The sequence below is a fragment of the Microbacterium sp. AC132 genome (genome assembly GCF_979258525.1).
Genome location: NZ_OZ409862.1, coordinates 2,057,430 through 2,077,473, shown reverse-complemented (window position 1 = coordinate 2,077,473; position 20,044 = coordinate 2,057,430). Strand labels below are relative to the sequence as shown.

18 protein-coding genes are annotated in these 20,044 nt (G+C 68.2%); 8 read left to right on the top strand and 10 right to left on the bottom strand.

Translation table 11 applies throughout. From position 1 onward, the window contains the following. Nucleotides 1–22: 22 nt before the first annotated feature. Genes nrdF through nrdH form a run of 4 tightly spaced genes read right to left on the bottom strand, consistent with a single transcriptional unit; the run spans nucleotide 23 to nucleotide 3,879 of the window. Complete coding sequence (nrdF, locus tag ACZZZQ_RS09825) at nucleotides 23–1,003, bottom strand: class 1b ribonucleoside-diphosphate reductase subunit beta (protein WP_056279164.1); 981 nt, start codon at nucleotides 1,001–1,003, stop codon at nucleotides 23–25. Nucleotides 1,004–1,036: 33 nt separating this feature from the next. Further along, complete coding sequence (nrdE, locus tag ACZZZQ_RS09820; protein ID WP_056280194.1) at nucleotides 1,037–3,157, bottom strand: class 1b ribonucleoside-diphosphate reductase subunit alpha; 2,121 nt, start codon at nucleotides 3,155–3,157, stop codon at nucleotides 1,037–1,039. A 20-nt stretch (nucleotides 3,158–3,177) separates the two neighbouring features. Further along, nucleotides 3,178–3,639 carry a class Ib ribonucleoside-diphosphate reductase assembly flavoprotein NrdI gene (gene nrdI, locus ACZZZQ_RS09815; protein ID WP_053097788.1) on the bottom strand — a complete coding sequence of 154 codons (462 nt, stop codon included), beginning with the start codon at nucleotides 3,637–3,639 and terminating at the stop codon, nucleotides 3,178–3,180. 6 nt (nucleotides 3,640–3,645) lie between these two features. Beyond that, a complete protein-coding gene (nrdH, locus tag ACZZZQ_RS09810; RefSeq protein ID WP_042537838.1) occupies nucleotides 3,646–3,879 on the bottom strand; it encodes a glutaredoxin-like protein NrdH in 234 nt (77 codons plus the stop codon). Between the two features lie 389 nt (nucleotides 3,880–4,268). Here nrdH and ACZZZQ_RS09805 point away from each other — a divergent pair, with 389 nt between their 5' ends. From ACZZZQ_RS09805 to ACZZZQ_RS09780, 6 genes are all read left to right on the top strand, one after another. Further along, nucleotides 4,269–5,477 (top strand): MFS transporter, encoded by a 1,209-nt coding sequence (locus tag ACZZZQ_RS09805; protein ID WP_285364340.1) that lies wholly within the window; start codon nucleotides 4,269–4,271, stop codon nucleotides 5,475–5,477. Next, nucleotides 5,474–6,388: a sugar kinase gene (locus ACZZZQ_RS09800; RefSeq protein WP_463507442.1), complete on the top strand. Its 915-nt coding sequence runs from the start codon at nucleotides 5,474–5,476 to the stop codon at nucleotides 6,386–6,388. Before ACZZZQ_RS09805 ends, ACZZZQ_RS09800 begins: the two co-directional genes overlap by 4 nt. 44 nt (nucleotides 6,389–6,432) lie before the next feature. Continuing rightward, complete coding sequence (locus tag ACZZZQ_RS09795; protein ID WP_463507441.1) at nucleotides 6,433–7,191, top strand: alpha/beta fold hydrolase; 759 nt, start codon at nucleotides 6,433–6,435, stop codon at nucleotides 7,189–7,191. Next, nucleotides 7,188–8,348 (top strand): acyl-CoA dehydrogenase family protein, encoded by a 1,161-nt coding sequence (locus ACZZZQ_RS09790; protein ID WP_463507440.1) that lies wholly within the window; start codon nucleotides 7,188–7,190, stop codon nucleotides 8,346–8,348. The genes ACZZZQ_RS09795 and ACZZZQ_RS09790 overlap by 4 nt, the downstream gene beginning before the upstream one ends. Nucleotides 8,349–8,420: 72 nt before the next feature. After that, nucleotides 8,421–8,903 (top strand): Lrp/AsnC family transcriptional regulator, encoded by a 483-nt coding sequence (locus ACZZZQ_RS09785; protein ID WP_463507439.1) that lies wholly within the window; start codon nucleotides 8,421–8,423, stop codon nucleotides 8,901–8,903. Further along, nucleotides 8,900–10,294 carry an aspartate aminotransferase family protein gene (locus ACZZZQ_RS09780; protein WP_053097794.1) on the top strand — a complete coding sequence of 465 codons (1,395 nt, stop codon included), beginning with the start codon at nucleotides 8,900–8,902 and terminating at the stop codon, nucleotides 10,292–10,294. The genes ACZZZQ_RS09785 and ACZZZQ_RS09780 overlap by 4 nt, the downstream gene beginning before the upstream one ends. A 1-nt stretch (nucleotide 10,295) precedes the next feature. Here the strand turns inward: ACZZZQ_RS09780 and ACZZZQ_RS09775 are convergent, their stop codons facing one another. Then, a complete protein-coding gene (locus ACZZZQ_RS09775; protein ID WP_463507438.1) occupies nucleotides 10,296–11,759 on the bottom strand; it encodes a PucR family transcriptional regulator in 1,464 nt (487 codons plus the stop codon). Nucleotides 11,760–11,933: 174 nt separating this feature from the next. Here ACZZZQ_RS09775 and ACZZZQ_RS09770 point away from each other — a divergent pair, with 174 nt between their 5' ends. Beyond that, complete coding sequence (locus tag ACZZZQ_RS09770) at nucleotides 11,934–13,418, top strand: CoA-acylating methylmalonate-semialdehyde dehydrogenase (RefSeq protein WP_431739224.1); 1,485 nt, start codon at nucleotides 11,934–11,936, stop codon at nucleotides 13,416–13,418. Nucleotides 13,419–13,454: 36 nt separating this feature from the next. Continuing rightward, complete coding sequence (locus ACZZZQ_RS09765; RefSeq protein WP_431739223.1) at nucleotides 13,455–14,843, top strand: aspartate aminotransferase family protein; 1,389 nt, start codon at nucleotides 13,455–13,457, stop codon at nucleotides 14,841–14,843. 34 nt (nucleotides 14,844–14,877) lie between these two features. Here ACZZZQ_RS09765 and ACZZZQ_RS09760 read toward each other — a convergent pair whose 3' ends face one another. The 5 genes from ACZZZQ_RS09760 to ACZZZQ_RS09740 are packed head-to-tail and all read right to left on the bottom strand — an operon-like array spanning nucleotide 14,878 to nucleotide 19,913. Next, entirely contained in the window at nucleotides 14,878–15,606 is a 729-nt protein-coding gene (locus ACZZZQ_RS09760; RefSeq protein ID WP_053097799.1) for a FadR/GntR family transcriptional regulator, read from the bottom strand. A gap of 33 nt (nucleotides 15,607–15,639) precedes the next feature. Continuing rightward, the gene (locus ACZZZQ_RS09755; protein ID WP_463507437.1) at nucleotides 15,640–16,419 is read right to left on the bottom strand and encodes a 3-oxoacyl-ACP reductase; all 780 of its coding nucleotides are present in this window, start codon (nucleotides 16,417–16,419) and stop codon (nucleotides 15,640–15,642) included. Nucleotides 16,420–16,466: 47 nt separating this feature from the next. Continuing rightward, nucleotides 16,467–17,828, bottom strand: a complete 1,362-nt coding sequence (locus tag ACZZZQ_RS09750; RefSeq protein WP_463507436.1) for an aldehyde dehydrogenase family protein — start codon at nucleotides 17,826–17,828, stop codon at nucleotides 16,467–16,469. After that, nucleotides 17,825–18,577 carry a gamma-glutamyl-gamma-aminobutyrate hydrolase family protein gene (locus ACZZZQ_RS09745; RefSeq protein ID WP_320490721.1) on the bottom strand — a complete coding sequence of 251 codons (753 nt, stop codon included), beginning with the start codon at nucleotides 18,575–18,577 and terminating at the stop codon, nucleotides 17,825–17,827. Before ACZZZQ_RS09745 ends, ACZZZQ_RS09750 begins: the two co-directional genes overlap by 4 nt. Next, the gene (locus tag ACZZZQ_RS09740; RefSeq protein ID WP_285364323.1) at nucleotides 18,558–19,913 is read right to left on the bottom strand and encodes a glutamine synthetase family protein; all 1,356 of its coding nucleotides are present in this window, start codon (nucleotides 19,911–19,913) and stop codon (nucleotides 18,558–18,560) included. The genes ACZZZQ_RS09745 and ACZZZQ_RS09740 overlap by 20 nt, the downstream gene beginning before the upstream one ends. Between the last annotated feature and the right edge of the window lie 131 nt (nucleotides 19,914–20,044).

Here is a 20,044-nt window from a genome sequence, read left to right as displayed (position 1 = left end):
TTCGTATCGTTCAGCAGGTGACTCAGAAGTCCCAGTCGTCGTCTTCCGTCGCCTCGGCCTTGCCGATGACGTACGACGATCCCGAACCCGAGAAGAAGTCGTGGTTCTCGTCGGCGTTCGGCGAGAGAGCCGACAGGATCGCCGGGTTCACGTTCGTGACGGTCGAGGGGAACATCGCTTCGTAGCCGAGGTTCATCAGCGCCTTGTTGGCGTTGTAGTGCAGGAACTTCTTGACGTCCTCGGTCAGGCCGACGCCGTCGTAGAGGTCCTGCGTGTACTGCACCTCGTTGTCGTAGAGCTCGAACAGCAGGTTGAAGGTGTAGTCCTTCAGCTCCTGGCGGCGCTCCTCGGTCTCCTTCTCGAGACCCTTCTGGAACTTGTAGCCGATGTAGTACCCGTGCACGGCCTCGTCACGGATGATGAGGCGGATCAGGTCGGCCGTGTTCGTGAGCTTCGCCTTCGACGACCAGTAGATCGGCAGGTAGAAGCCCGAGTAGAACAGGAACGACTCGAGCAGCGTCGAGGCGACCTTGCGCTTGAGCGGGTCGTCGCCCTGGTAGTAGTCCATGATGATCTGAGCCTTCTTCTGAAGGTTCGGGTTCTCAGTGGACCAGCGGAACGCCTCATCGATCTCCTTCGTCGACGCGAGCGTCGAGAAGATCGAGGAGTAGCTCTTCGCGTGCACAGACTCCATGAACGCGATGTTCGTGTACACGGCCTCTTCGTGAGGCGTGATCGCGTCGGGGATCAGCGAGACGGCGCCGACGGTGCCCTGGATCGTGTCGAGCAGCGTCAGACCGGTGAAGACGCGCATGGTGAGCAGCTGCTCATCGGGCGTGAGCGTGTTCCACGACTGGACGTCGTTCGACAGCGGCACCTTCTCAGGCAGCCAGAAGTTGTTCACCAGGCGGTTCCAGACCTCGAGGTCCTTGTCGTCCTGGATGCGGTTCCAGTTGATCGCCTGAACGCTGTCGACCAGCTTGAGCGGGGGGTGAGGAGTCATGATTCTTCGTCGTTTCTCGTGTTCAGGGCCGGATCAGAGCATGCACGAGACGCACTCGGTCATGTCGGTGCCCTCGAGCGCCATCTGACGCAGACGGATGTAGTAGATCGTCTTGATGCCCTTGCGCCATGCGTAGATCTGAGCCTTGTTGATGTCACGCGTCGTGGCGGTGTCCTTGAAGAACAGCGTCAGCGACAGGCCCTGGTCGACGTGCTGGGTGGCGGCGGCGTAGGTGTCGATGACCTTCTCGTAGCCGATCTCGTACGCGTCCTGGTAGTACTCCAGGTTGTCGTTCGTCATGAACGGCGCCGGGTAGTAGACGCGGCCGAGCTTGCCTTCCTTGCGGATCTCGATCTTCGACGCGATCGGGTGGATCGACGACGTCGAGTTGTTGATGTACGAGATCGAGCCGGTCGGGGGCACCGCCTGCAGGTTCTGGTTGTAGATGCCGTGCTCCTGGATCGACGCCTTCAGCGCCACCCAGTCCTCCTGCGTCGGGATGTGCTTGCCCGCGAAGAGCTCCTTGACCTTCTCGGTCTCGGGAACCCAGGCGCGCTCGATGTACTTGTCGAAGAACTCCCCCGACGCGTAGGTCGAGTCCTCGAAGCCGTCGAAGGCCTGCTTGCGCTCGATCGCGATGTTGTTCGAGGCGCGCAGCGCGTGGAACAGCACCGTGTAGAAGTAGATGTTCGTGAAGTCGATGCCCTCTTCGGAGCCGTAGTGCACGTGCTCGCGGGCGAGGTAGCCGTGCAGGTTCATCTGGCCGAGGCCGATCGCGTGCGAACGGTCGTTGCCGTCCTCGATCGAGCGGACCGAGCGGATGTGGCTCTGGTCGCTCACCGCGCTCAGCGCACGGATCGCGGTCTCGACCGTCTGGCCCAGGTCATCGGCATCCATGGACAGCGCGATGTTCATCGAGCCGAGGTTGCAGGAGATGTCCTTGCCGATCTGGTCGTACGACAGGTCGTCGTTGTATGTGGTCGGCGTGTTCACCTGCAGGATCTCGCTGCAGAGGTTGGACATGTTGATGCGGCCCTTGATCGGGTTGGCCTTGTTCACCGTGTCCTCGAACATGATGTACGGGTAGCCCGACTCGAACTGGATCTCGGCGATCGTCTGGAAGAACTCGCGCGCGTTGATCTTCGTCTTCTTGATGCGCGGGTCGTCGACCATCTCGCGGTACTTCTCGGTGACCGAGATGTCGCCGAAGGGGACGCCGTAGACCTTCTCGACGTCGTACGGCGAGAAGAGGTACATGTCCTCGCCGTTCTTCGCCAGCTCGAACGTGATGTCGGGCACGACGACGCCGAGCGACAGCGTCTTGATGCGGATCTTCTCGTCGGCGTTCTCACGCTTGGTGTCGAGGAAGCGCATGATGTCGGGGTGGTGTGCGTTGAGGTACACCGCGCCGGCACCCTGACGCGCACCGAGCTGGTTGGCGTAGCTGAAGCTGTCTTCGAGGAGCTTCATCACGGGGATGATGCCCGAGGACTGGTTCTCGATCTGCTTGATCGGCGCACCGGCCTCACGGATGTTCGAGAGCAGCAGCGCCACTCCGCCGCCGCGCTTGGAGAGCTGGAGGGCGGAGTTGATGCCGCGGGCGATCGACTCCATGTTGTCCTCGATACGCAGCAGGAAGCAGCTGACGAGTTCGCCGCGCTGGGCCTTGCCCGAGTTGAGGAAGGTCGGGGTCGCGGGCTGGAAGCGACCGGAGATGATCTCCTCGACCAGTGCGACGGCGAGCTGCTCGTCGCCGCCGGCGAGGCCGAGGGCCGTCATCACGACGCGGTCCTCGAAGCGCTCGAGGTAGCGCTTGCCATCGAACGTCTTGAGCGTGTAGCTCGTGTAGTACTTGAAGGCGCCGAGGAACGTCTCGAAGCGGAACTTCTTGCCGTAGGCGAGGTCATTGAGCTTCTGGATGAACTCGAGCGAGTACTGCTCGATCACGGCCGGCTCGTAGTACTCCTTCTCGACGAGGTAGTCGAGGCGCTCCTTGAGCGAGTGGAAGAACACCGTGTTCTGGTTGACGTGCTGCAGGAAGTACTCGCGCGCCGCCCGCTTGTCGGCGTCGAACTGGATCTTGCCGTTCGCGTCGTACAGGTTCAGCATCGCGTTGAGGGCGTGATAGTCCAGGCCCTCGTAGGTCGGGTTCATCTTGAACGCCACCGTATCCGTCACTGAGTCGGCTCCTGCCTGCTCGTCAACTGCGGTACCCACCGTCGCTCCAATCCGTCGCTCACGCGATCTACATCGTCTTGTGTGCCGAAGATCTCGAGCCGATACAAGTGAGGCACGTTGCACTTGCGGCTGATGATGTCACCGGCGAGACAGAACGAGTCGCCGAAGTTGGTGTTGCCCGCCGAGATGACTCCGCGGATGTGACGCCGGTTGCGCTCGTCGTTGAGGAACCGGATGACCTGCTTGGGCACCGCGCCTCGTTCGACGCCGCGCCCCTCACCCCCGCCATAGGTGGGGGTGACCAGCACGAAGGGCTCGTCGACGACGAGTTCTTCCTGCTGTCGGAGAAGGGGAATGCGTCGGGCCGGGAGCCCGAGCTTCTCGACGAAGCGCGCGGTGTTACCCGAGGCGCTCGAGAAGTAGACCAGGAGCGGCGCGGCGGTCGCGACGGCGCTCATGGCGGATCACGCCAGACGCGAGGCGAGCTCGTCGATCTTGTCGGGGCGGAAGCCCGACCAGTGACCCTCGTCGGTGACGACGACGGGTGCCTGCATGTAGCCGAGCGCCTTGACCTGCTCGAGCGCCGTGGCGTCCTCCGACAGGTCGAGGATCTCGTACTCGATGCCCTTGGCGTCGAGCGCGCGGTAGGTGGCGTTGCACTGAACGCAGGACGGCTTCGTGTAGACCGTGATCGACATCTTTTCGCTTCCCCTCACATCTCTGGCCTGCATCTGAATCAGGCTGTTTTCCGGTAGACCCTCACCGGGATCTCAATACTACATATAGGTACGGACATTCAGGGTGACCACTAGGGGTAGTAGTTACATACGTGTAGTTTTCCACCGCTCTCCACTGTTACAACACAGGTTCTCCACCGTTTCTTCCACAGGCACAGCCCCCTTGACAGCACCTCCGAACCGCGAGAAATCGCGGCTGGGAACGACCTGTGAGAGATCCATCCACAGGGCGGACGATACGGCCGACCTCGGACATCGGATTTTCTGTGGAAACTCGGTTTGGGCGTGTCGCGGCGTGTCGCAGAGGAGCCGCTTGGACCCGCGTCCGCGCCTCCCGGTAGCGTTGACCCGTGGCGGGATATCGGGACCTTCTTCGCACGCCCGGAGTGGCGCGCATGATCGCTGCACAGCTGACCGCTCGCTTCCCCAACGGGATGACCTCGCTCGCGATCCTGCTGCACGTCGAGCAGCAGACCGGGTCATACGGCTCGGCGGGCCTCGTGCTCGCCGCGACGAGCGTCGGGCAGGCCGTCGCCGGCCCGATCACGAGTCGGTGGATGGGTGTCTGGGGCATGCGCCGCGTGCTCACCCTGACGCTCAGCGTCTGCGTGGTCGCCGTGCTGGGGCTCGCGCTCCTCCCCCTCAGCATCCCCGGCTACATGATCCTGGGCATGATCGCCGGTCTCTCGACCCCGCCGGTGCAGGCCGCCGTGCGCACCATCTATCCGAAGCTCGTGAACTCGAAGCAGCTCACTCCGCTGTTCTCCCTCGATGCCTCGCTGCAGGAGATCATCTGGGTCATCGCGCCCGTCGTGATCACCCTCGTCTCGACCCAGGTCGGCACCGCCGAGGGTCTCCTGCTCGTCGCCGTCGTGCTGGTGGGCGGCGGGGCGTGGTTCATCCTCTCGCCCGAGGTCGGCCGCGTGCGCATCCCCCGCAGCCGCAACGCCCTCGGCAAGGTCGTCCTCAAGCCGCCCGTGCTGCTCGCCACCGTCATCGGGTTCCTCCTCATCGGCGCCTGCTCCGCCGTCGAGGTCGGCGTCGTCGCCACGTTCGAGCACGGCAGCCTCGCCGCCGGCCTCGTGCTGGCCGTCTTCTCGGTCGGCAGCCTCGCCGGCGGACTCGCGTTCGGACACATCCCCATCGGCCCCTGGGCGATGGCCCGCCGTCTCGCGATCGTCACCGTCGGCCTGGCGCTCACCATGTTCTCCCTCAACGTGTTCTGGCTCGGCGGCACGCTGGTCCTCGCCGGCATCGGCATCGCGCCGGCCCTCGCCGTGCTGTTCGCCATCACGACCGCGAGCGTGAAGTTCAGCGAGACCGCCGAGGCGTTCGGCTGGGCGGGCACGGGACAGCTCATCGGTGCCGCGGCGGGCTCGGCGGTCGCCGGCTTCCTGGTCGACGCGACGGACCCGCGCGGCGCCTACCTCGCCGCGACGCTGTTCGCCGCAGCCGGCCTCGTCGTCTCGATCGTCTTCGTCCGCTCCTTCCCCGACCTGCGCCATCGCGACGCGAGTCCCCACCCCGACACCGAACCTCTGGCGGTCACCCCTTCATGAGCTCTGCCCCCTCCCCCGCATCCGCCGCCCCCGAGGTGGTCTGCATCGGCGAGTCCATGGGACTCGTCACCGCTCTCGGCGCCCCGCTCGCCGAGACCGAGACGGCTGCGCTCGGTCTGGCGGGAGCCGAGGGAAACGTCGCGGTCGGGCTCGTGTCGGCAGGGCACCGCGCCGCGTGGGCCTCACGCCTCGGTGACGACCCGATCGGCGTGCGCATCTCGACCGAGCTCGAGCGGCGCGGCGTCGACCTCTGGGTGACGACGGATGCGGATGCTCCCACCGGCGTCATGTTCAAGGACCCCGGCGTGGAGTCGTCGTCGGTCTACTACTACCGGCGCGGTTCGGCCGCCTCGCTGATGGCACCGGGGTTCCTCGACGCCGCCCAGCTCGCCGGCGTCCGCATCGTGCACACCACGGGCATCACCCCGGCGCTCTCGCCGTCCTGCCGCGCGATGGTCGATCAGCTGTTCGTCGACGCTCGCGCCGTCGGCGCCCTCGTGTCCTTCGACGTCAACGATCGCCGCGCACTGTGGACGATGCAGGATGCCGCCGACACCCTCGCCCGCCTCGCTGACGGCGCCGACATCGCCTTCGTCGGACGCGACGAGGCCGAGCGCATCTGGGGCACCGCGACCGCCGCCGAGATCCGCACCCGTCTGCCGCACTGCGGGCTGCTCATCGTCAAGGACGGCGACGTCGGGGCGACCGCGTTCCTCGGCGACGACGAGCCGGTGTTCGTGCCCGCTCCCCGTGTCGAGGTCGTCGAGCCGGTCGGCGCCGGAGACGCGTTCGCGGCCGGGTTCCTCGCCGCGACCCTCGACGGCGCAGATCTGTCGGCACGGCTGTCCGCGGGCCACACCGCCGCGGCCCGCGTGCTGACGACGCACGGCGACCTGCCGCCCCTCGACTGAGCTCCGCAGGCCTCACCGCCGCGAGCCGGTCGTAGGCTTGCTGCATGCCCGCACCGCTCACGCTGCCCCGCATCTCCTGGGGCGACCCGGCATCCGATCGTCGCGTTCTCCTCGTGCACGGGCTCGGCTCGTCCGCGGCTCTCATGTGGCGCGTCGGCACCGACCTCGCCGACGCCGGATGGCATGCGACCGCCGTGGATCTGCGTGGCCACGGCGACGCCCCGCGCGCCCTCGACTACTCGGTCGCCGCCTACGCGGCAGACCTCGCCACGACGACGCCCGACGGAGGGGGACCCTGGGATGCCGTCGTCGGCCACTCTCTCGGCGGGGCCTCCAGCACGGCGGCGGCGGCATCCGCTCCCGAGTGGACGCGCCGACTCGCGCTGCTCGATCCGGCGCTCCTCGTCGGCGGCCGGGATGCCGCGATCGTCCGCAGGAGCCAGGAGCGCGCCTTCGCCGACAACAGGGTGGAGCTGGTGCAGCAGGAGCATCCGCACTGGCACCCGCAGGACTGGGAGCTGAAGGTCGACGCGGTGCACCGCGCGAGCGCCTGGGCGGTCGAGCAGACGAGTGCGCAGAACACTCCGTGGGACGTCACTGCGGATGCCGCCCGGCTGACCGTTCCCACCCATGTGATCGCCTCGGATCCCGCGGTCTACAGCATCTTCACCGGCGAGGTCGCGGCCCGCGTCCTCGCCTCCAACCCCCTCGTCACGATGTCGGTCGTCGAGGGCGCCGGGCACTCGCTGCACCGCGACAAGCCCGAAGAGACCGTCCGACAGCTGAGAGAGGCACTCGCGTGAGCACCTTCGATCCGACCGCCTACCTTCCCGACGACCTTCTCGAGCGCATCCGCGAGCGGGCCCCGATCCACGACCGCGAGAACACGTTCCCCGAGCAGGACCTCGATGAGCTCCGCGACGCGGGATATCTGTCGATCCTCGTGCCCGCCGAACGCGGGGGCGCGGGGCTCGGCCTCGCCGAGGCGGCGATCCTGCAGCAGCGTCTCGCGACCGCCGCTCCCGCCACGGCGCTCGCGATCAACATGCACCTGGTGTGGACCGGCGTCGCGAAGGTCTTCTCCGACCGCGGCGTGCCGGGTCTCGAGTTCGTGCAGGACGGCGCGGTCGCGGGCGAGGTCTTCGCCTTCGGAATCAGCGAGGGCGGCAACGACCTGGTGCTGTTCGGGAGCGACACCGAGGCCGCGCCCACCGCCGACGGAGGCTACGCGTTCACCGGCACGAAGATCTTCACCTCGCTCGCGCCCGTATGGACGAGGCTCGGGCTGCACGGCCTCGACACGACGAGCGCCGACGCTCCGAAGCTGGTCTTCGCCTTCGTCGACCGCACCGACGCGGTCGTCACGGGCGACGACTGGGACACCCTCGGCATGCGGGGCACCCAGAGCCGCACGACGCGTCTCGACGGAGCCGTGGCGGATGCCGCGCACGTGGTGCGTCGCATCGATCCGGGCCCGAACCCCGACCCCATCGTCTTCGGGATCTTCTCCGTCTTCGAGATCCTGCTCGCCTCCGTCTACACGGGCATCGCACGTCGTGCCCTCGACCTGGCGGTGCTCACCGCGCAGATGCGCCGTTCGAAGAAGACGGGTGCGACGTACAGCCAGGATACCGACATCCGCTGGCGCATCGCCGACATGGGCCTCGCGTACGACGCGCTCCCGCCGCAGATCGCGGTGCTCGCCCGCGATGTCGATGAGAGGGTCGACAACGGCGCTCGGTGGTTCACGCTGCTGTCGGGCGTCAAGCATCGGGCGATCACGATGTCGAAGCACGTCGTCGATCAGGCGATGCTCGTCGCCGGCGGCGGCTCGTACTTCTCGTCGAACGAGCTGTCGCGTCTCTACCGGGACGTCCTCGCGGGCGCATTCCATCCCTCCGATCCCGAATCGGCGCATTCCACTGCGGCGAGCGCCTGGCTCGGACCCCTCGAGGCATAAGCGCGATATTCTGCGGTTTCACCCCTGAGGCTCTGTCGATTCTGCGGAATCAGTTGAAGACCGGCCGCTGCGGTGCGAGGATCGCATCATGGCGTCCTCGAAGAAGCACCCCCACTGGACGATGTCGCGAAGACGATCATCGAACTGCTGCAGGAGGACGGGCGACGCTCGTACTCCGACATCGGGCGAGAGGTGGGACTCAGCGAAGCCGCCGTCCGCCAGCGCGTGCAGCGGCTCACCGAGTCCGGCGTGATGCAGATCGTCGCAGTGACCGATCCGATGCAGCTCGGCTTCCCCCGGCAGGCCATGATCGGCGTCCGCGTCTCGGGCGACACGAGGGTCGTGGCCGAGGCCATCGCCGAGATCGCCGCCATCGACTACGTCGTCATCACCGTCGGCTCGTTCGACATCCTCGCCGAGGTCGTCTGCGAGGACGACGAGGACCTCCTCGCCCTCATCAACGATCACATCCGCCCGATCGACGGGGTCCTGTCGACCGAGACCTTCATCTACGCCAAGCTGCAGAAGCAGCTCTACAACTGGGGGACCAGATGAGCACGCAACGCCCGACACCGTCCGAGGCCGAACTCCAGACCATGGCCAAGGACCACCTGTGGATGCACTTCACACGGCAGTCCACGATGGAGAAGAGCGGCGTCCCGATCATCGTCAAGGGCGACGGTCACCGCATCTGGGACTCGAAGGGCAAGGAGTACTTCGACGGCCTCGCCGGACTCTTCGTCGTCAACGCCGGCCACGGCCGTCGTCGGCTCGCCGAGGCCGCGGCGAAGCAGGCATCCGAGCTGTCGTTCTTCCCGCTGTGGTCGTATGCGCACCCGGCGGCCATCGAGCTCGCCGACCGACTCGCGGCCGAGGCGCCCGGCGACCTGAACCGCGTGTTCTTCTCGACGGGCGGCGGCGAGGCGGTCGAGACCGCGTTCAAGCTCGCGAAGCACTACTGGAAGCTGATGGGCAAGCCGACCAAGCACAAGGTCATCTCGCGATCGGTCGCCTATCACGGCACCCCTCAGGGCGCACTGGCCATCACCGGCATCCCGGCGATGAAGTCCATGTTCGAGCCCGTCACCCCGGGTGGGTTCCGCGTGCCGAACACCAACTTCTACCGCGCGGCCGAGATGGGCGGCCCGAGCGACGACCTCGAGGCCTTCGGTCGCTGGGCCGCCGACCGCATCGAGGAGATGATCCTGTTCGAGGGCGCCGACACGGTCGCCGCGGTCTTCCTCGAGCCGGTGCAGAACTCGGGCGGATGCTTCCCGCCTCCTCCCGGTTACTTCGCCAGGGTGCGCGAGATCTGCGACCGCCACGACGTGCTGCTCGTGTCGGACGAGGTCATCTGCGCGTTCGGTCGCCTGGGCCACACCTTCGCGTGCACGGGCCTCGGCTACGTGCCCGACATGATCACGTGCGCCAAGGGAATGACGAGCGGCTATTCGCCCATCGGCGCGACCGTCATCAGCGACCGGATCTACGAGCCGTTCTCGAAGGGCGACGTGTCGTTCCCGCACGGCTACACGTTCGGCGGGCATCCGGTCTCGGCGGCCGTGGCCCTCGAGAACCTCGCGATCTTCGACGAGGAGGGGCTCAACGAGCACGTGCGCGAGAACTCGCCCCTGTTCCGCGCCGAGCTCGAGAAGCTCCTCGACATCCCGATCGTGGGCGATGTGCGCGGAGACGGCTACTTCTTCGGCATCGAGCTCGTGAAGGACAAAGCGACGCGGGAGACCTTCGACGACGACGAGTCCGAGCGGCTGCTGCGCGGCTTCCTCTCCCCCGCCCTGTTCGAGGCCGGGCTCTACTGCCGTGCCGACGACCGCGGCGACCCCGTGATCCAGCTCGCACCGCCGCTGACGGTGGGACCCGCGGAGTTCCGTCAGATCGAGCAGATCCTGCGGAGCGTGCTCACCGACGCCCAGTCGGTGCTCTGACTCAGTCGGTCACCGCGGTGCGCCGCCTCGCGAGGAGCGCGAGGTGAAGCGCCGCGATCGTCTCGCCGTCGTCGAGGTCGGCACCGAGCAGATCGCCGATCAGCGTGAGGCGCTGATAGAACACCGACCGCGACAGGTGACTCGCGGCGGCCGCCGCCGAGCGGTTGCCCGGGTGTGCGACGAGAGCCGCGAGCACGGCGAGCAGGTCGCCGCGACGCTCTCGGTCGTGACGGATCAGCGGCGCCAGCATCCGCTCGCTGTGCTCGTGCAGTCGGTGATCGTCGCGCAGCGTGGCGACGAGCCTCTCGAGCGGGCGATCGTCGACCCGCCGCACTCTGGCCCCCGCCTCGGCGCGGTCGCTGTCGGCGAGGTCGCGCGCGGCGCGCAGCGAGCCGAGCAGTCCGACGACGTCATCGGCGACCGGGCCGACGAACACCGCGCGGTCGGGACCGGCGATGCGCAGCACGACCTCGTCGGACAGCACTGCGGATGCCGGAAGCGAGAGCAGAGCGACGTCGTCGCCCTCGACCCTGGCCGCCATGACGGCGAACCCCGCCTGCCGTGCGCGATACGCGAGCTCGCTGATCGACGCCGACCCTCGGGCGACGATCCCGTGGCACTGCCGGTCGGCGAGGGCGAAACCGCCGGCACGCAGCCGCGCGTCGATGTCGTCGGCCTTCGCGAAGCGCGCCCCCAGCAGATCATCGATCACCGTGCGCTGCGCGAGCAGCGACCATTCGGTGTCGCCGCCGTCGGCGATGCAGCCGAACGCGAGGGCCGTCGCCCCCTGTTCGAGCACCGTGACCCGCCCGGCGGGGTGAGCCGGTCCCGGCTGGGCGAGCAGCGTGCCCCAGCGCACTCCCCGCGCCTGCACCGGCACCCGCTCGGCGTCGCCACGCGAGCTCAGGACGTCGGCGATCGGAGAGTCGAGCCCCTCGGCCGCGATCACCTCACCCGCGAGGTTCTCCAGGATCACCGGTGCGCGCAGCGCCCGCGCGGTCTCGGACACCACGACATCGGCCGGCGCGCCCTGCAGGCTCAGCGCGGTGAAGAGCTCGTGCAGGTGCTGCCGCTCGTGCAGCGCGTGCGTCTGCGCGGCGATGAGTGCGTGATGCACCGCCTCGGTCACCGCGACGAACTTGACTTCTCGGGTCAACGCGATGAGCGCCAGTCCGGCCGTCGCACACAGGTCGACCAGCGGCTGGGGAACCGCCTCCCGGGCTGTGCCGAGCTCGAACACGATGCCGGCGATGCCCGCGCGGTGCAGGCTGGTCGCGAAGTCCCGCAGCTGCTCGACGTCGCTCGGCCACCCGGCGCCCGTGGTCAGCAGCAGTTCGCCGCCGTCGAGAAGCCGCGCGACGTCCGGGCTGTCGGAGACATGCACCCACCGCACGGCGACATCGAGAGCGGCGCCGCCCACGAGCACCGACGGGCCGCCCTGCTGCACGGCGGGCTCGGAGAGCACGTCGGAGACGCTGAGAAACGTGCTGCCGTCCGGACGTTCTGTCCGACCCAACTCGAAGTCGCTACGTTCTGACACCTGTTCGCCCTCTCGTGCTCTGTGATCATGGGAGAGAACCCAGCGTATCGCTGCTCGGTCAGAGTGTTCGATACGGATCACGCAGCACGAAGGAGCCCCGTGGACATCGTCCGTCACCTCATCAATGGAGCAGAGACCGCCGACGCGGCGCGCACGGGACAGGTCTTCGACCCGGCCACCGGTCAGGTGTCGAAGCAGGTCGCCTTCGCGTCGACCGCCGAGGTCGACCATGCCATCGCCGCCGCGGCATCCGCTCTGCCCGCCTGGCGCGAGACGAGCCTCATCAAGCGCGCCGACGTGTTCTTCCGCCTGCGTCAGCTGCTCAAGGAGCGCACGCCCGAGCTCGCGGCGATCGTCACCTCGGAGCACGGCAAGGTGCTCTCGGATGCCGCCGGCGAGGTCTCGCGCGGCATCGAGAACGTCGAGTTCGCCGCCGGCCTCGTGCACCTGCTCAAGGGAGAGCGCAGCGAGCAGGTCTCGCGCGGCGTCGACGTGCACTCGGTCAAGCAGCCCGTCGGGGTCGTCGCGGCGATCACGCCGTTCAACTTCCCCGTCATGGTGCCGCTGTGGATGGTCGCCTCGGCGATCGCCTGCGGCAACACGGTCGTGCTCAAGCCGAGCGAGAAGGACCCGTCGGCGGCCATCTGGATCGCGAAGCTCTTCCAGGAGGCAGGACTGCCCGACGGCGTGCTCAATGTCGTGAACGGCGACAAGGAGGCCGTCGACGCGCTGCTCGAGTCGCCGCGGGTGAACGCGATCAGCTTCGTCGGATCGACCCCGATCGCCCGCTCCATCTACCAGCGGGCGGCGAACGCGGGCAAGCGCGTGCAGGCTCTGGGCGGCGCGAAGAACCACATGGTCGTGATGCCGGATGCCGACATCGACGCCGCGGCCGACGCCGCGGTCTCGGCCGCATACGGCTCGGCCGGCGAGCGCTGCATGGCCGTCTCGGTGCTGGTCGCGGTGGGAGACATCGCCGACGACCTCGTCGCAGCGATCGCCTCGCGCATCGACGGACTCACCATCGGCGCGGGCACGGATGCCGCGAGCGAGATGGGCCCGCTCATCACCCGCGAGCACCGCGACCGCGTCGCCTCCTACGTGACCGGCGCCACCGCGGAGGGTGCGACCGTCGTGGTCGACGGCACGACGAAGGAGTTCGACTCCGACGGCTTCTTCATCGGGGTCAGCCTCATCGATCGGGTCGCTCCCGGCATGAAGGTGTACGACGACGAGATCTTCGGCCCGGTGCTCTCGGTCGTGCGCGTCGAGACCTATGCCGAGGCCGTCGAGCTCGTCAACGCGAACGCGTACGGCAACGGCACCGCGATCTTCACCCGCGACGGCGGCACCGCCCGTCAGTACGAGTTCGACATCGAGGTCGGCATGGTCGGCGTCAACGTGCCGATCCCCGTGCCGATCGGCGCCTACTCGTTCGGCGGCTGGAAGGACTCGCTCTTTGGCGACTCGCACATCTACGGACCCGAGTCGGTGCACTTCTACACTCGGTCGAAGGTGGTCACGACGCGCTGGCCCGACCACACGCCCTCGCAGATCGACCTGGGCTTCCCGAGCAACCACTGAGCCCCCGAGCAGACACTGAGAACCGAGACACGAGACATGACGAACTTCATCGATCGCCACGGCGCATCGCATCCGCTCCCCGCCCCCGAGGCCGAGGCGCAGGTGCGGGCGGACGACCGCGGCCACGTCTTCCACTCCTGGAGCGCCCAGGGACTCATCGATCCGCTGCCCGTCGCCGCGGGTGAGGGCTCGACGTTCTGGGACTACGCCGGCAACGCCTACCTCGACTTCTCGAGCCAGCTGGTGAACCTCAACCTGGGGCACCAGCATCCCGACCTCGTGGCCGCGATCCAGCAGCAGGCGGGTCGCCTCTCGACCATCCAGCCGGCGATGGCCAACGACGTGCGAGGCGAGCTCGCCCGACTCATCGTCGAGGTCGCGCCCGAGGGCTTCGAGAAGGTCTTCTTCACCAACGGCGGCGCCGAGGCCAACGAGTACGCCGTGCGCATGGCGCGTCAGTCGACGGGCCGCCACAAGGTGCTCTCGATGTACCGCAGCTATCACGGGTCGACCTCGACGGCGATCTCGCTGACGGGTGATCCTCGCCGGTGGGCGAACGGCACACCGGATTCCGGAGCCGTGCGCTTCTTCGGGCCCTACCTCTACCGCTCGCCGTTCCACGCCGAGACGCCGGAGCAGGAGTCCGAGCGCGCCCTCGCCCACCTCGAGCAGACCATCCAGCTCGAAGGACCCTCGACGATCGCGGCGATCATCATCGAGACCGTCGTCGGCACGAACGGCGTGCTCGTGCCGCCGCCCGGCTACCTGCAGGGCGTGCGCGAGCTGTGCGACCGCTACGGCATCGTCTACATCGCGGACGAGGTCATGGTCGGCTTCGGCCGCCTCGGCGAGTGGTTCGGCATCGACGCGTACGACGGGCGTCCCGACCTGATCACCTTCGCCAAGGGCGTGAACTCCGGATACGTGCCGCTCGGCGGCGTCGTCATCTCCGAGCGCATCGCGAAGGCCTTCGACACCACGCCGTTCGCCGGAGGGCTCACGTACTCCGGGCATCCGCTCGCGTGCGCCGCGGGCGTCGCGACCTTCGAGGTGTTCCGCCGCGACGGCATCCTCGAGCGGGTGCGCGACCTCGGCGAGCGCATCGTCGAGCCGACCCTGCGCGGCTGGGTCGACACCCACCCGAGCGTCGGAGAGGTACGCGGCCGCGGGCTCTTCTGGGCCGTCGAGCTGGTGCGCGACAAGGAGACGCGCGAGCCGCTCGTGCCGTTCAACGCCAGCGGAGCGGATGCCGCGCCCGTCGCCGCCTTCGCCGCCGCCGCCAAGAAGGCGGGTGTCTGGCCGTTCACGCACTTCAACCGCATGCACGTGGCACCGCCGCTCGTGATCGGCGAGGACGATCTCGTGCGCGGTCTGGCCGTGCTCGACGAGGCTCTCGCCGTGGCCGACGAGGCAGCCACGAGCTGACAGTGCCGTGAGGCGCAGCCGCTGCTGCGCGGGTTCAGATCAGGAATCCGCGCAGCAGCGCTTCGGAACCGGCGAGGTGATCGCGCATCGCCGCCTCGGCGACGTCGGGCCGCCCGGCGAGGATCGCCGTCACGATCTGCTCATGCTGCTCACCCGAGTGCTGGATGTTGCGCGGCATCAGCGGGAACGTGTCGAGCCACGCATTGACGTCGGCCCGGTTCTCGGCGACCAGCGCGACGAGCGAGGGGATGCCGGCCGCCTCCGCGATCGCGAGGTGCAGCAGCGTGTCGAGACGCCGATACTCCTCGGGCCCGGCGGGCAGCGCGGCCTCATGTCGCGCCCACAGGTCGGCGCGGGTCGCGGCATCCAGCGCCCGGCTCGCCGCAGCCCGCACCGCTCCCGTCTCGAGCACCCGCCGCAGCCCCAGCACATCGTCGATCTCGTCCGCCGTGACCTCCCCGGCATCCGAGGGCTGGGGCAGCGGATCGGCGATGAACGTGCCGCCGTACCGCCCCCGCTTGGGCACCAGGTATCCGGTGTCGGCGAGTTCGCGGATCGCCTCGCGCACGGTGTCGCGACTGACGCCGAACGAGGCGGCGAGCTCTCGTTCCGGCGGCAGCGACTCCCCCGGGGCGACGACGCCGAGGCGGATGGTCTGCACGAGGCGAGCCACCGCATCCTCGAGGGCGTTGCCTCGGCGAAGCGGCCGGTAGACCGCCCGACGCACCTCGACGAGATCGCCGTCGGAAGGGTGCTCGCTCATGCTTTCACCTTGTCACAGTGACATGGTCCCGCTTCACAGCGGGGTGACGTAGGCGTTCGTGATGCCGCCGTCGACGACGAAGGCGCTGGCGGTGATGAACGATGAGTCGTCCGAGGCGAGGAAGGCCACAGCGGCGGCCAGCTCGGACGGCTCGGCGAAGCGCCCCATCGGCACGTGCACGAGTCGTCGCTGCGCGCGCTCGGGATCCTTGGCGAACAGCTCCTGCAGCAGCGGCGTGTTCACCGGCCCGGGGCACAGCGCGTTCACCCGCACGCCCTGTCGCGCGAACTGCACGCCGAGCTCGCGCGACATCGCCAGCACGCCGCCCTTCGACGCGGTGTAGCTGATCTGCGAGGTCGCCGACCCCAGCAGGGCGACGAACGACGCGGTGTTGATGATCGATCCGCGACCCGCCGCCACCATGTGGCGCAGTGCCGCACGGCTGCACAGGTACACGCTCTTCAGGTTCACGTCCTGAACGCGATCCCAGGCCGGCAGCTCGGTCGTCTCGATCGAGTCGTCGTCGGCGGGCGAGATGCCGGCGTTGTTGAAGGCGATGTCGATACGGCCGAACTCCGCGGCGACGCCGTCGAAGAGCGTGTTCACCATGGTCTCGTCGGCCACGTCGACGGGACGGAACGCACCGCCCACCTCGGCCGCCGCCTTCTCGCCCGTGGCGGGGTCGACGTCGGCGATGACGACGAACGCGCCTTCGGCCGCGAAGCGCTGAGCGGTGGCGAAGCCGATCCCGCTCGCCCCTCCGGTGATGATCGCGACGCGGTTCTTGAGGCGCTGGGTCAGATCGATGGTCATGTGTGCTCTCCGTTGCAGGTGGGGATGGTCGGGCCGGGTGTCGCTGGTCAGGATTCGTCTGTCGCGAAGAAGACGTTCTTGGTCTCGGTGAAGTGCTCTGCGGCGTCGGGACCGAGCTCGCGCCCGAGTCCGGATGCCTTCATGCCGCCGAACGGCGTCGCGTAGCGCACCGACGAGTGCGAGTTCACCGAGAGCACGCCGCTCTGCACGCCGCGCGAGACTCGCACCGCCCGTCCGAGGCTCTCGGTCCAGATCGACCCGGCGAGACCGTAGGCGGTGTCGTTCGCCAGGCGGATCGCATCGGCCTCGTCCTCGAACGGCATCACCGCGACGACCGGGCCGAACACCTCCTGCTGGGCGATCCGGTCGGACGGGTCGGCGAGCACCACGGCGGGCGCGAACCAGAATCCGTCGCCGCTCGGAGCGCTGCCGCGGAACGCGATGTTCGCGTCGTCGAGGAACCCCGACACGGTGTCGCGATGCGCGGCAGAGATGAGCGGCCCCATGTCGGTGTCGGCACTCGACGGGTCGCCCACACGCCACGCCCTGACCGCGGGTTCGAGCATCTCGAGGAACCGGTCGTACACCGATCGCTGCACGAGCAGCCGGCTGCGGGCGCAGCAGTCCTGGCCCGCGTTGTCGAACACCGAGCCGGGCACCGCGGCGACGGCCTTCTCAAGGTCGGCGTCGGCGAAGACGATGTTGGCGCTCTTGCCGCCGAGCTCGAGCGTCACGGGCTTGAGCGCGCGAGCGCATCCGGCGGCGACCTCGATGCCGACCTCGGTCGACCCGGTGAACACGACCTTGCGGACGTCAGGGTGCTCGACGAGACGCTGCCCCACCACGGATCCCGACCCGGTGACCACCTCGAACAGCCCTTCGGGAAGGCCCGCCTCGAGGGCGAGCTCGCCGAGTCGGATGGCTGTCAACGGCGTGAGTTCGGCGGGCTTCAGGACGACGGCGTTGCCTGCGGCGAGCGCCGGCGCGAACGCCCACGCCGCGATCGTCATCGGGAAGTTCCACGGCACGATGACTCCGACCACGCCGTAGGGGTCGTGGAAGGTGACGTCGAGTCCGCCGGCCACCGGGATCTGCCGACCCGACAGTCGCTCGGGATCGGCCGAGTAGTAGTTGAGCACCTGCGCGACGTGTCCGGCCTCCCAGCGGGCCGAGCCGATCGGATGCCCGGAGTTCCGCACCTCGAGCTGTGCGAGCTCCTCTGCGGCGGCCTCGACCGCACGAGCGAAGGACCGCAGCGCGTCAGCCCGCGCGACCGGGGCGAGAGCCGCCCACCGTCGCTGCGCTGCGACCGCGCGGGCGATCGCGGCATCCGTCTCTCCGATGTCGGCGCGCGCGATCTCACGGATCGCGGCACCGGTCGACGGGTTGATGACTGTGAACGCGCTCATCGGGCGTCCTCCTTCCGCCGCGCGGCGAACGCGCGGGCCTGTGAGACGAGATCGGTGAAGAGCCGCCGATCCTCGGCGTTCTCTTCGGGGTGCCATTGGACGCCGACGATGTGGCCGGCTGACGTGTCGACGAAGGCCTGCACGAGGCCGTCGTCCGAATGCGCGGCGGCGACGAGCCCCTCGCCGAGACGGTCGACCCCCTGGTGGTGGTAGCTGTGCACCCGCATCTCGGTCTCGCCGATGATGTCGGCGAGGGGTGTGTCGGTCGACACCGCGACGTCGTTCTCGGCGAAGACACCGCCGCCGATGCGGTACTTCTCGGTGCCGAGCGACTCGGGCAGGTGCTGCTGCAGGGTTCCGCCGCGGGCGACGTTCACGAGCTGCAGACCGCGGCAGATGGCGAGCACCGGGATGCCACGACGCTCGGCCGCCTGGAAGAGCGCGAGCTCCCACGCGTCGCGGTCCACCCTCGCGGGGTCGGTGAGCGGATGCCGGTCCTCGCCGTACAGCTCGGGGGCGACGTCCGCGCCACCCGAGAGCACGAGTCCGTCCATCCCTGAGATCGCCGCGTCCGCGGCATCCGGATCCTGGGGCGGGAGAAGAAGGGCGATGCCGCCCGAGGAGGTCACGCTCGTGAGGTACTGCTCCGGCAGGAACGCGGCCCTGACATCCCACACCCCCTGCTGCGCGCGCTCGAGATAGGTCGTGACGCCGATCAGCGGCGCGGGGTCAGAGGCGCTCGAAGCCACGGATGCGCTCCCAGTCGGTGACGGCCGCGTCGTAGGCTTCCACCTCGATGCGGGCCTGGTTCAGATAGTGCTCGACCACGTCGTCGCCGAACGCCGCCCTCGCGACGGTCGATTCGCTGAACAGCTTCGCCGCCTCGCGCAGTGTGGTCGGCAGGTGGTCGACCGCATCCTCGTAGGCGTTGCCGGTGAAGCGCTCGGGCAGCGGCAGTTCGTTCTCGATGCCGTGCAGACCGCCCGCGATGATCGCCGAGATCGCGAGGTACGGGTTCACATCTCCGCCGGGCACCCGGTTCTCGACCCGCAGCCCCGATCCATGGCCGACTACCCGCAGAGCGCAGGTGCGGTTGTCGATGCCCCATGCCACACCGGTCGGCGCGAAGCTGCCCTTCGCGAAACGCTTGTACGAGTTGATGTTGGGCGCGAGCAGCAGGGTGAATTCGCGCAGAGTGGCGAGGATGCCGGCGATCCAGTGCTCCATCACGGGACTGAAGCCGTGCTCGCCGTCGCCTGCCATGACCGGGGCACCCGACTCGTCGCGCAGCGACAGGTGGATGTGGCAGCTGTTGCCCTCACGCTCGTTGAACTTGGCCATGAAGGTGAGCGCCTTGCCGTGCTGCTCGGCGATCTCCTTCGCGCCGTTCTTGTAGATCGCGTGCTGGTCGGCGGTCTCCCGCACCTCCGCATACCGGAACGCGATCTCCTGCTGACCGAAGTTGCACTCGCCCTTCACGCCCTCGCAGTACAGGCCCGCGCCGTCCATGCTGTTGCGGATGTCACGCAGCAGCGGCTCCATGCGGGTCGAGGCGAGCAGGTTGTAGTCGACGTTGTAGTCGGTCGCGGGTGTCAGCCCGTCGTACTTGCGCGCCCAGGCGTCGCGGTAGGTGTTGTCGAAGACGATGAACTCGAGCTCGGTGCCCGAGTACGCGGTCCAGCCCCGCTCGGCGAGGCGGTCGCGCTGGCGATCGAGGATCGCCCGGGGCGAGGGCCCGACGGGTTCGCCGTTCTGCCACACGAGATCGGACATGACCAGCGCGGTGCCCTCGAGCCACGGGATGTTGCGCAGGGTCTCGACGTCGGGCTTCAGCACCATGTCTCCGTAGCCGCGGTCCCACCCCGACATCGCATAGCCGTCGACGGTGTTCATGTCGACGTCGACCGACAGCAGGTAGTCGCAGGCCTCGGCCCCGTGAGCCAGGATGTCCTCCTGGAACAGCCGCGCCGACACGCGTTTGCCGACCAGTCGCCCCTGCGCATCCGCGAAGGCCACGATCACCGTGTCGATCTCACCGGCGGCGATGCCGGCATCCAGCTGTTCGATGCTCAGGTTGCCCGACATCTGACGCTCCGTTCTCGTGCGGTGAAGCGATCGGCCGACCGGCTTCGCCCTCAGAGTAGATCAACTCGTCGTCTAAAGGTAGACGAAACCACCATTGACTGTCACAATCATCCGCAAGGTGCACCCGGCGC

Bases quoted from the DNA above. Each gene is read 5' to 3' on its own strand.
- nrdF (WP_056279164.1), bottom strand. From the start codon at position 1,003: ATGACTCCTCACCCCCCGCTCAAGCTGGTCGACAGCGTTCAGGCGATC.
- nrdE (WP_056280194.1), bottom strand. From the start codon at position 3,157: ATGAACCCGACCTACGAGGGCCTGGACTATCACGCCCTCAACGCGATG.
- nrdI (WP_053097788.1), bottom strand. From the start codon at position 3,639: ATGAGCGCCGTCGCGACCGCCGCGCCGCTCCTGGTCTACTTCTCGAGC.
- nrdH (WP_042537838.1), bottom strand. From the start codon at position 3,879: ATGTCGATCACGGTCTACACGAAGCCGTCCTGCGTTCAGTGCAACGCC.
- ACZZZQ_RS09800 (WP_463507442.1), top strand. From the start codon at position 5,474: ATGAGCTCTGCCCCCTCCCCCGCATCCGCCGCCCCCGAGGTGGTCTGC.
- ACZZZQ_RS09795 (WP_463507441.1), top strand. From the start codon at position 6,433: ATGCCCGCACCGCTCACGCTGCCCCGCATCTCCTGGGGCGACCCGGCA.
- ACZZZQ_RS09780 (WP_053097794.1), top strand. From the start codon at position 8,900: ATGAGCACGCAACGCCCGACACCGTCCGAGGCCGAACTCCAGACCATG.
- ACZZZQ_RS09765 (WP_431739223.1), top strand. From the start codon at position 13,455: ATGACGAACTTCATCGATCGCCACGGCGCATCGCATCCGCTCCCCGCC.
- ACZZZQ_RS09760 (WP_053097799.1), bottom strand. From the start codon at position 15,606: ATGAGCGAGCACCCTTCCGACGGCGATCTCGTCGAGGTGCGTCGGGCG.
- ACZZZQ_RS09755 (WP_463507437.1), bottom strand. From the start codon at position 16,419: ATGACCATCGATCTGACCCAGCGCCTCAAGAACCGCGTCGCGATCATC.
- ACZZZQ_RS09750 (WP_463507436.1), bottom strand. From the start codon at position 17,828: ATGAGCGCGTTCACAGTCATCAACCCGTCGACCGGTGCCGCGATCCGT.
- ACZZZQ_RS09740 (WP_285364323.1), bottom strand. From the start codon at position 19,913: ATGTCGGGCAACCTGAGCATCGAACAGCTGGATGCCGGCATCGCCGCC.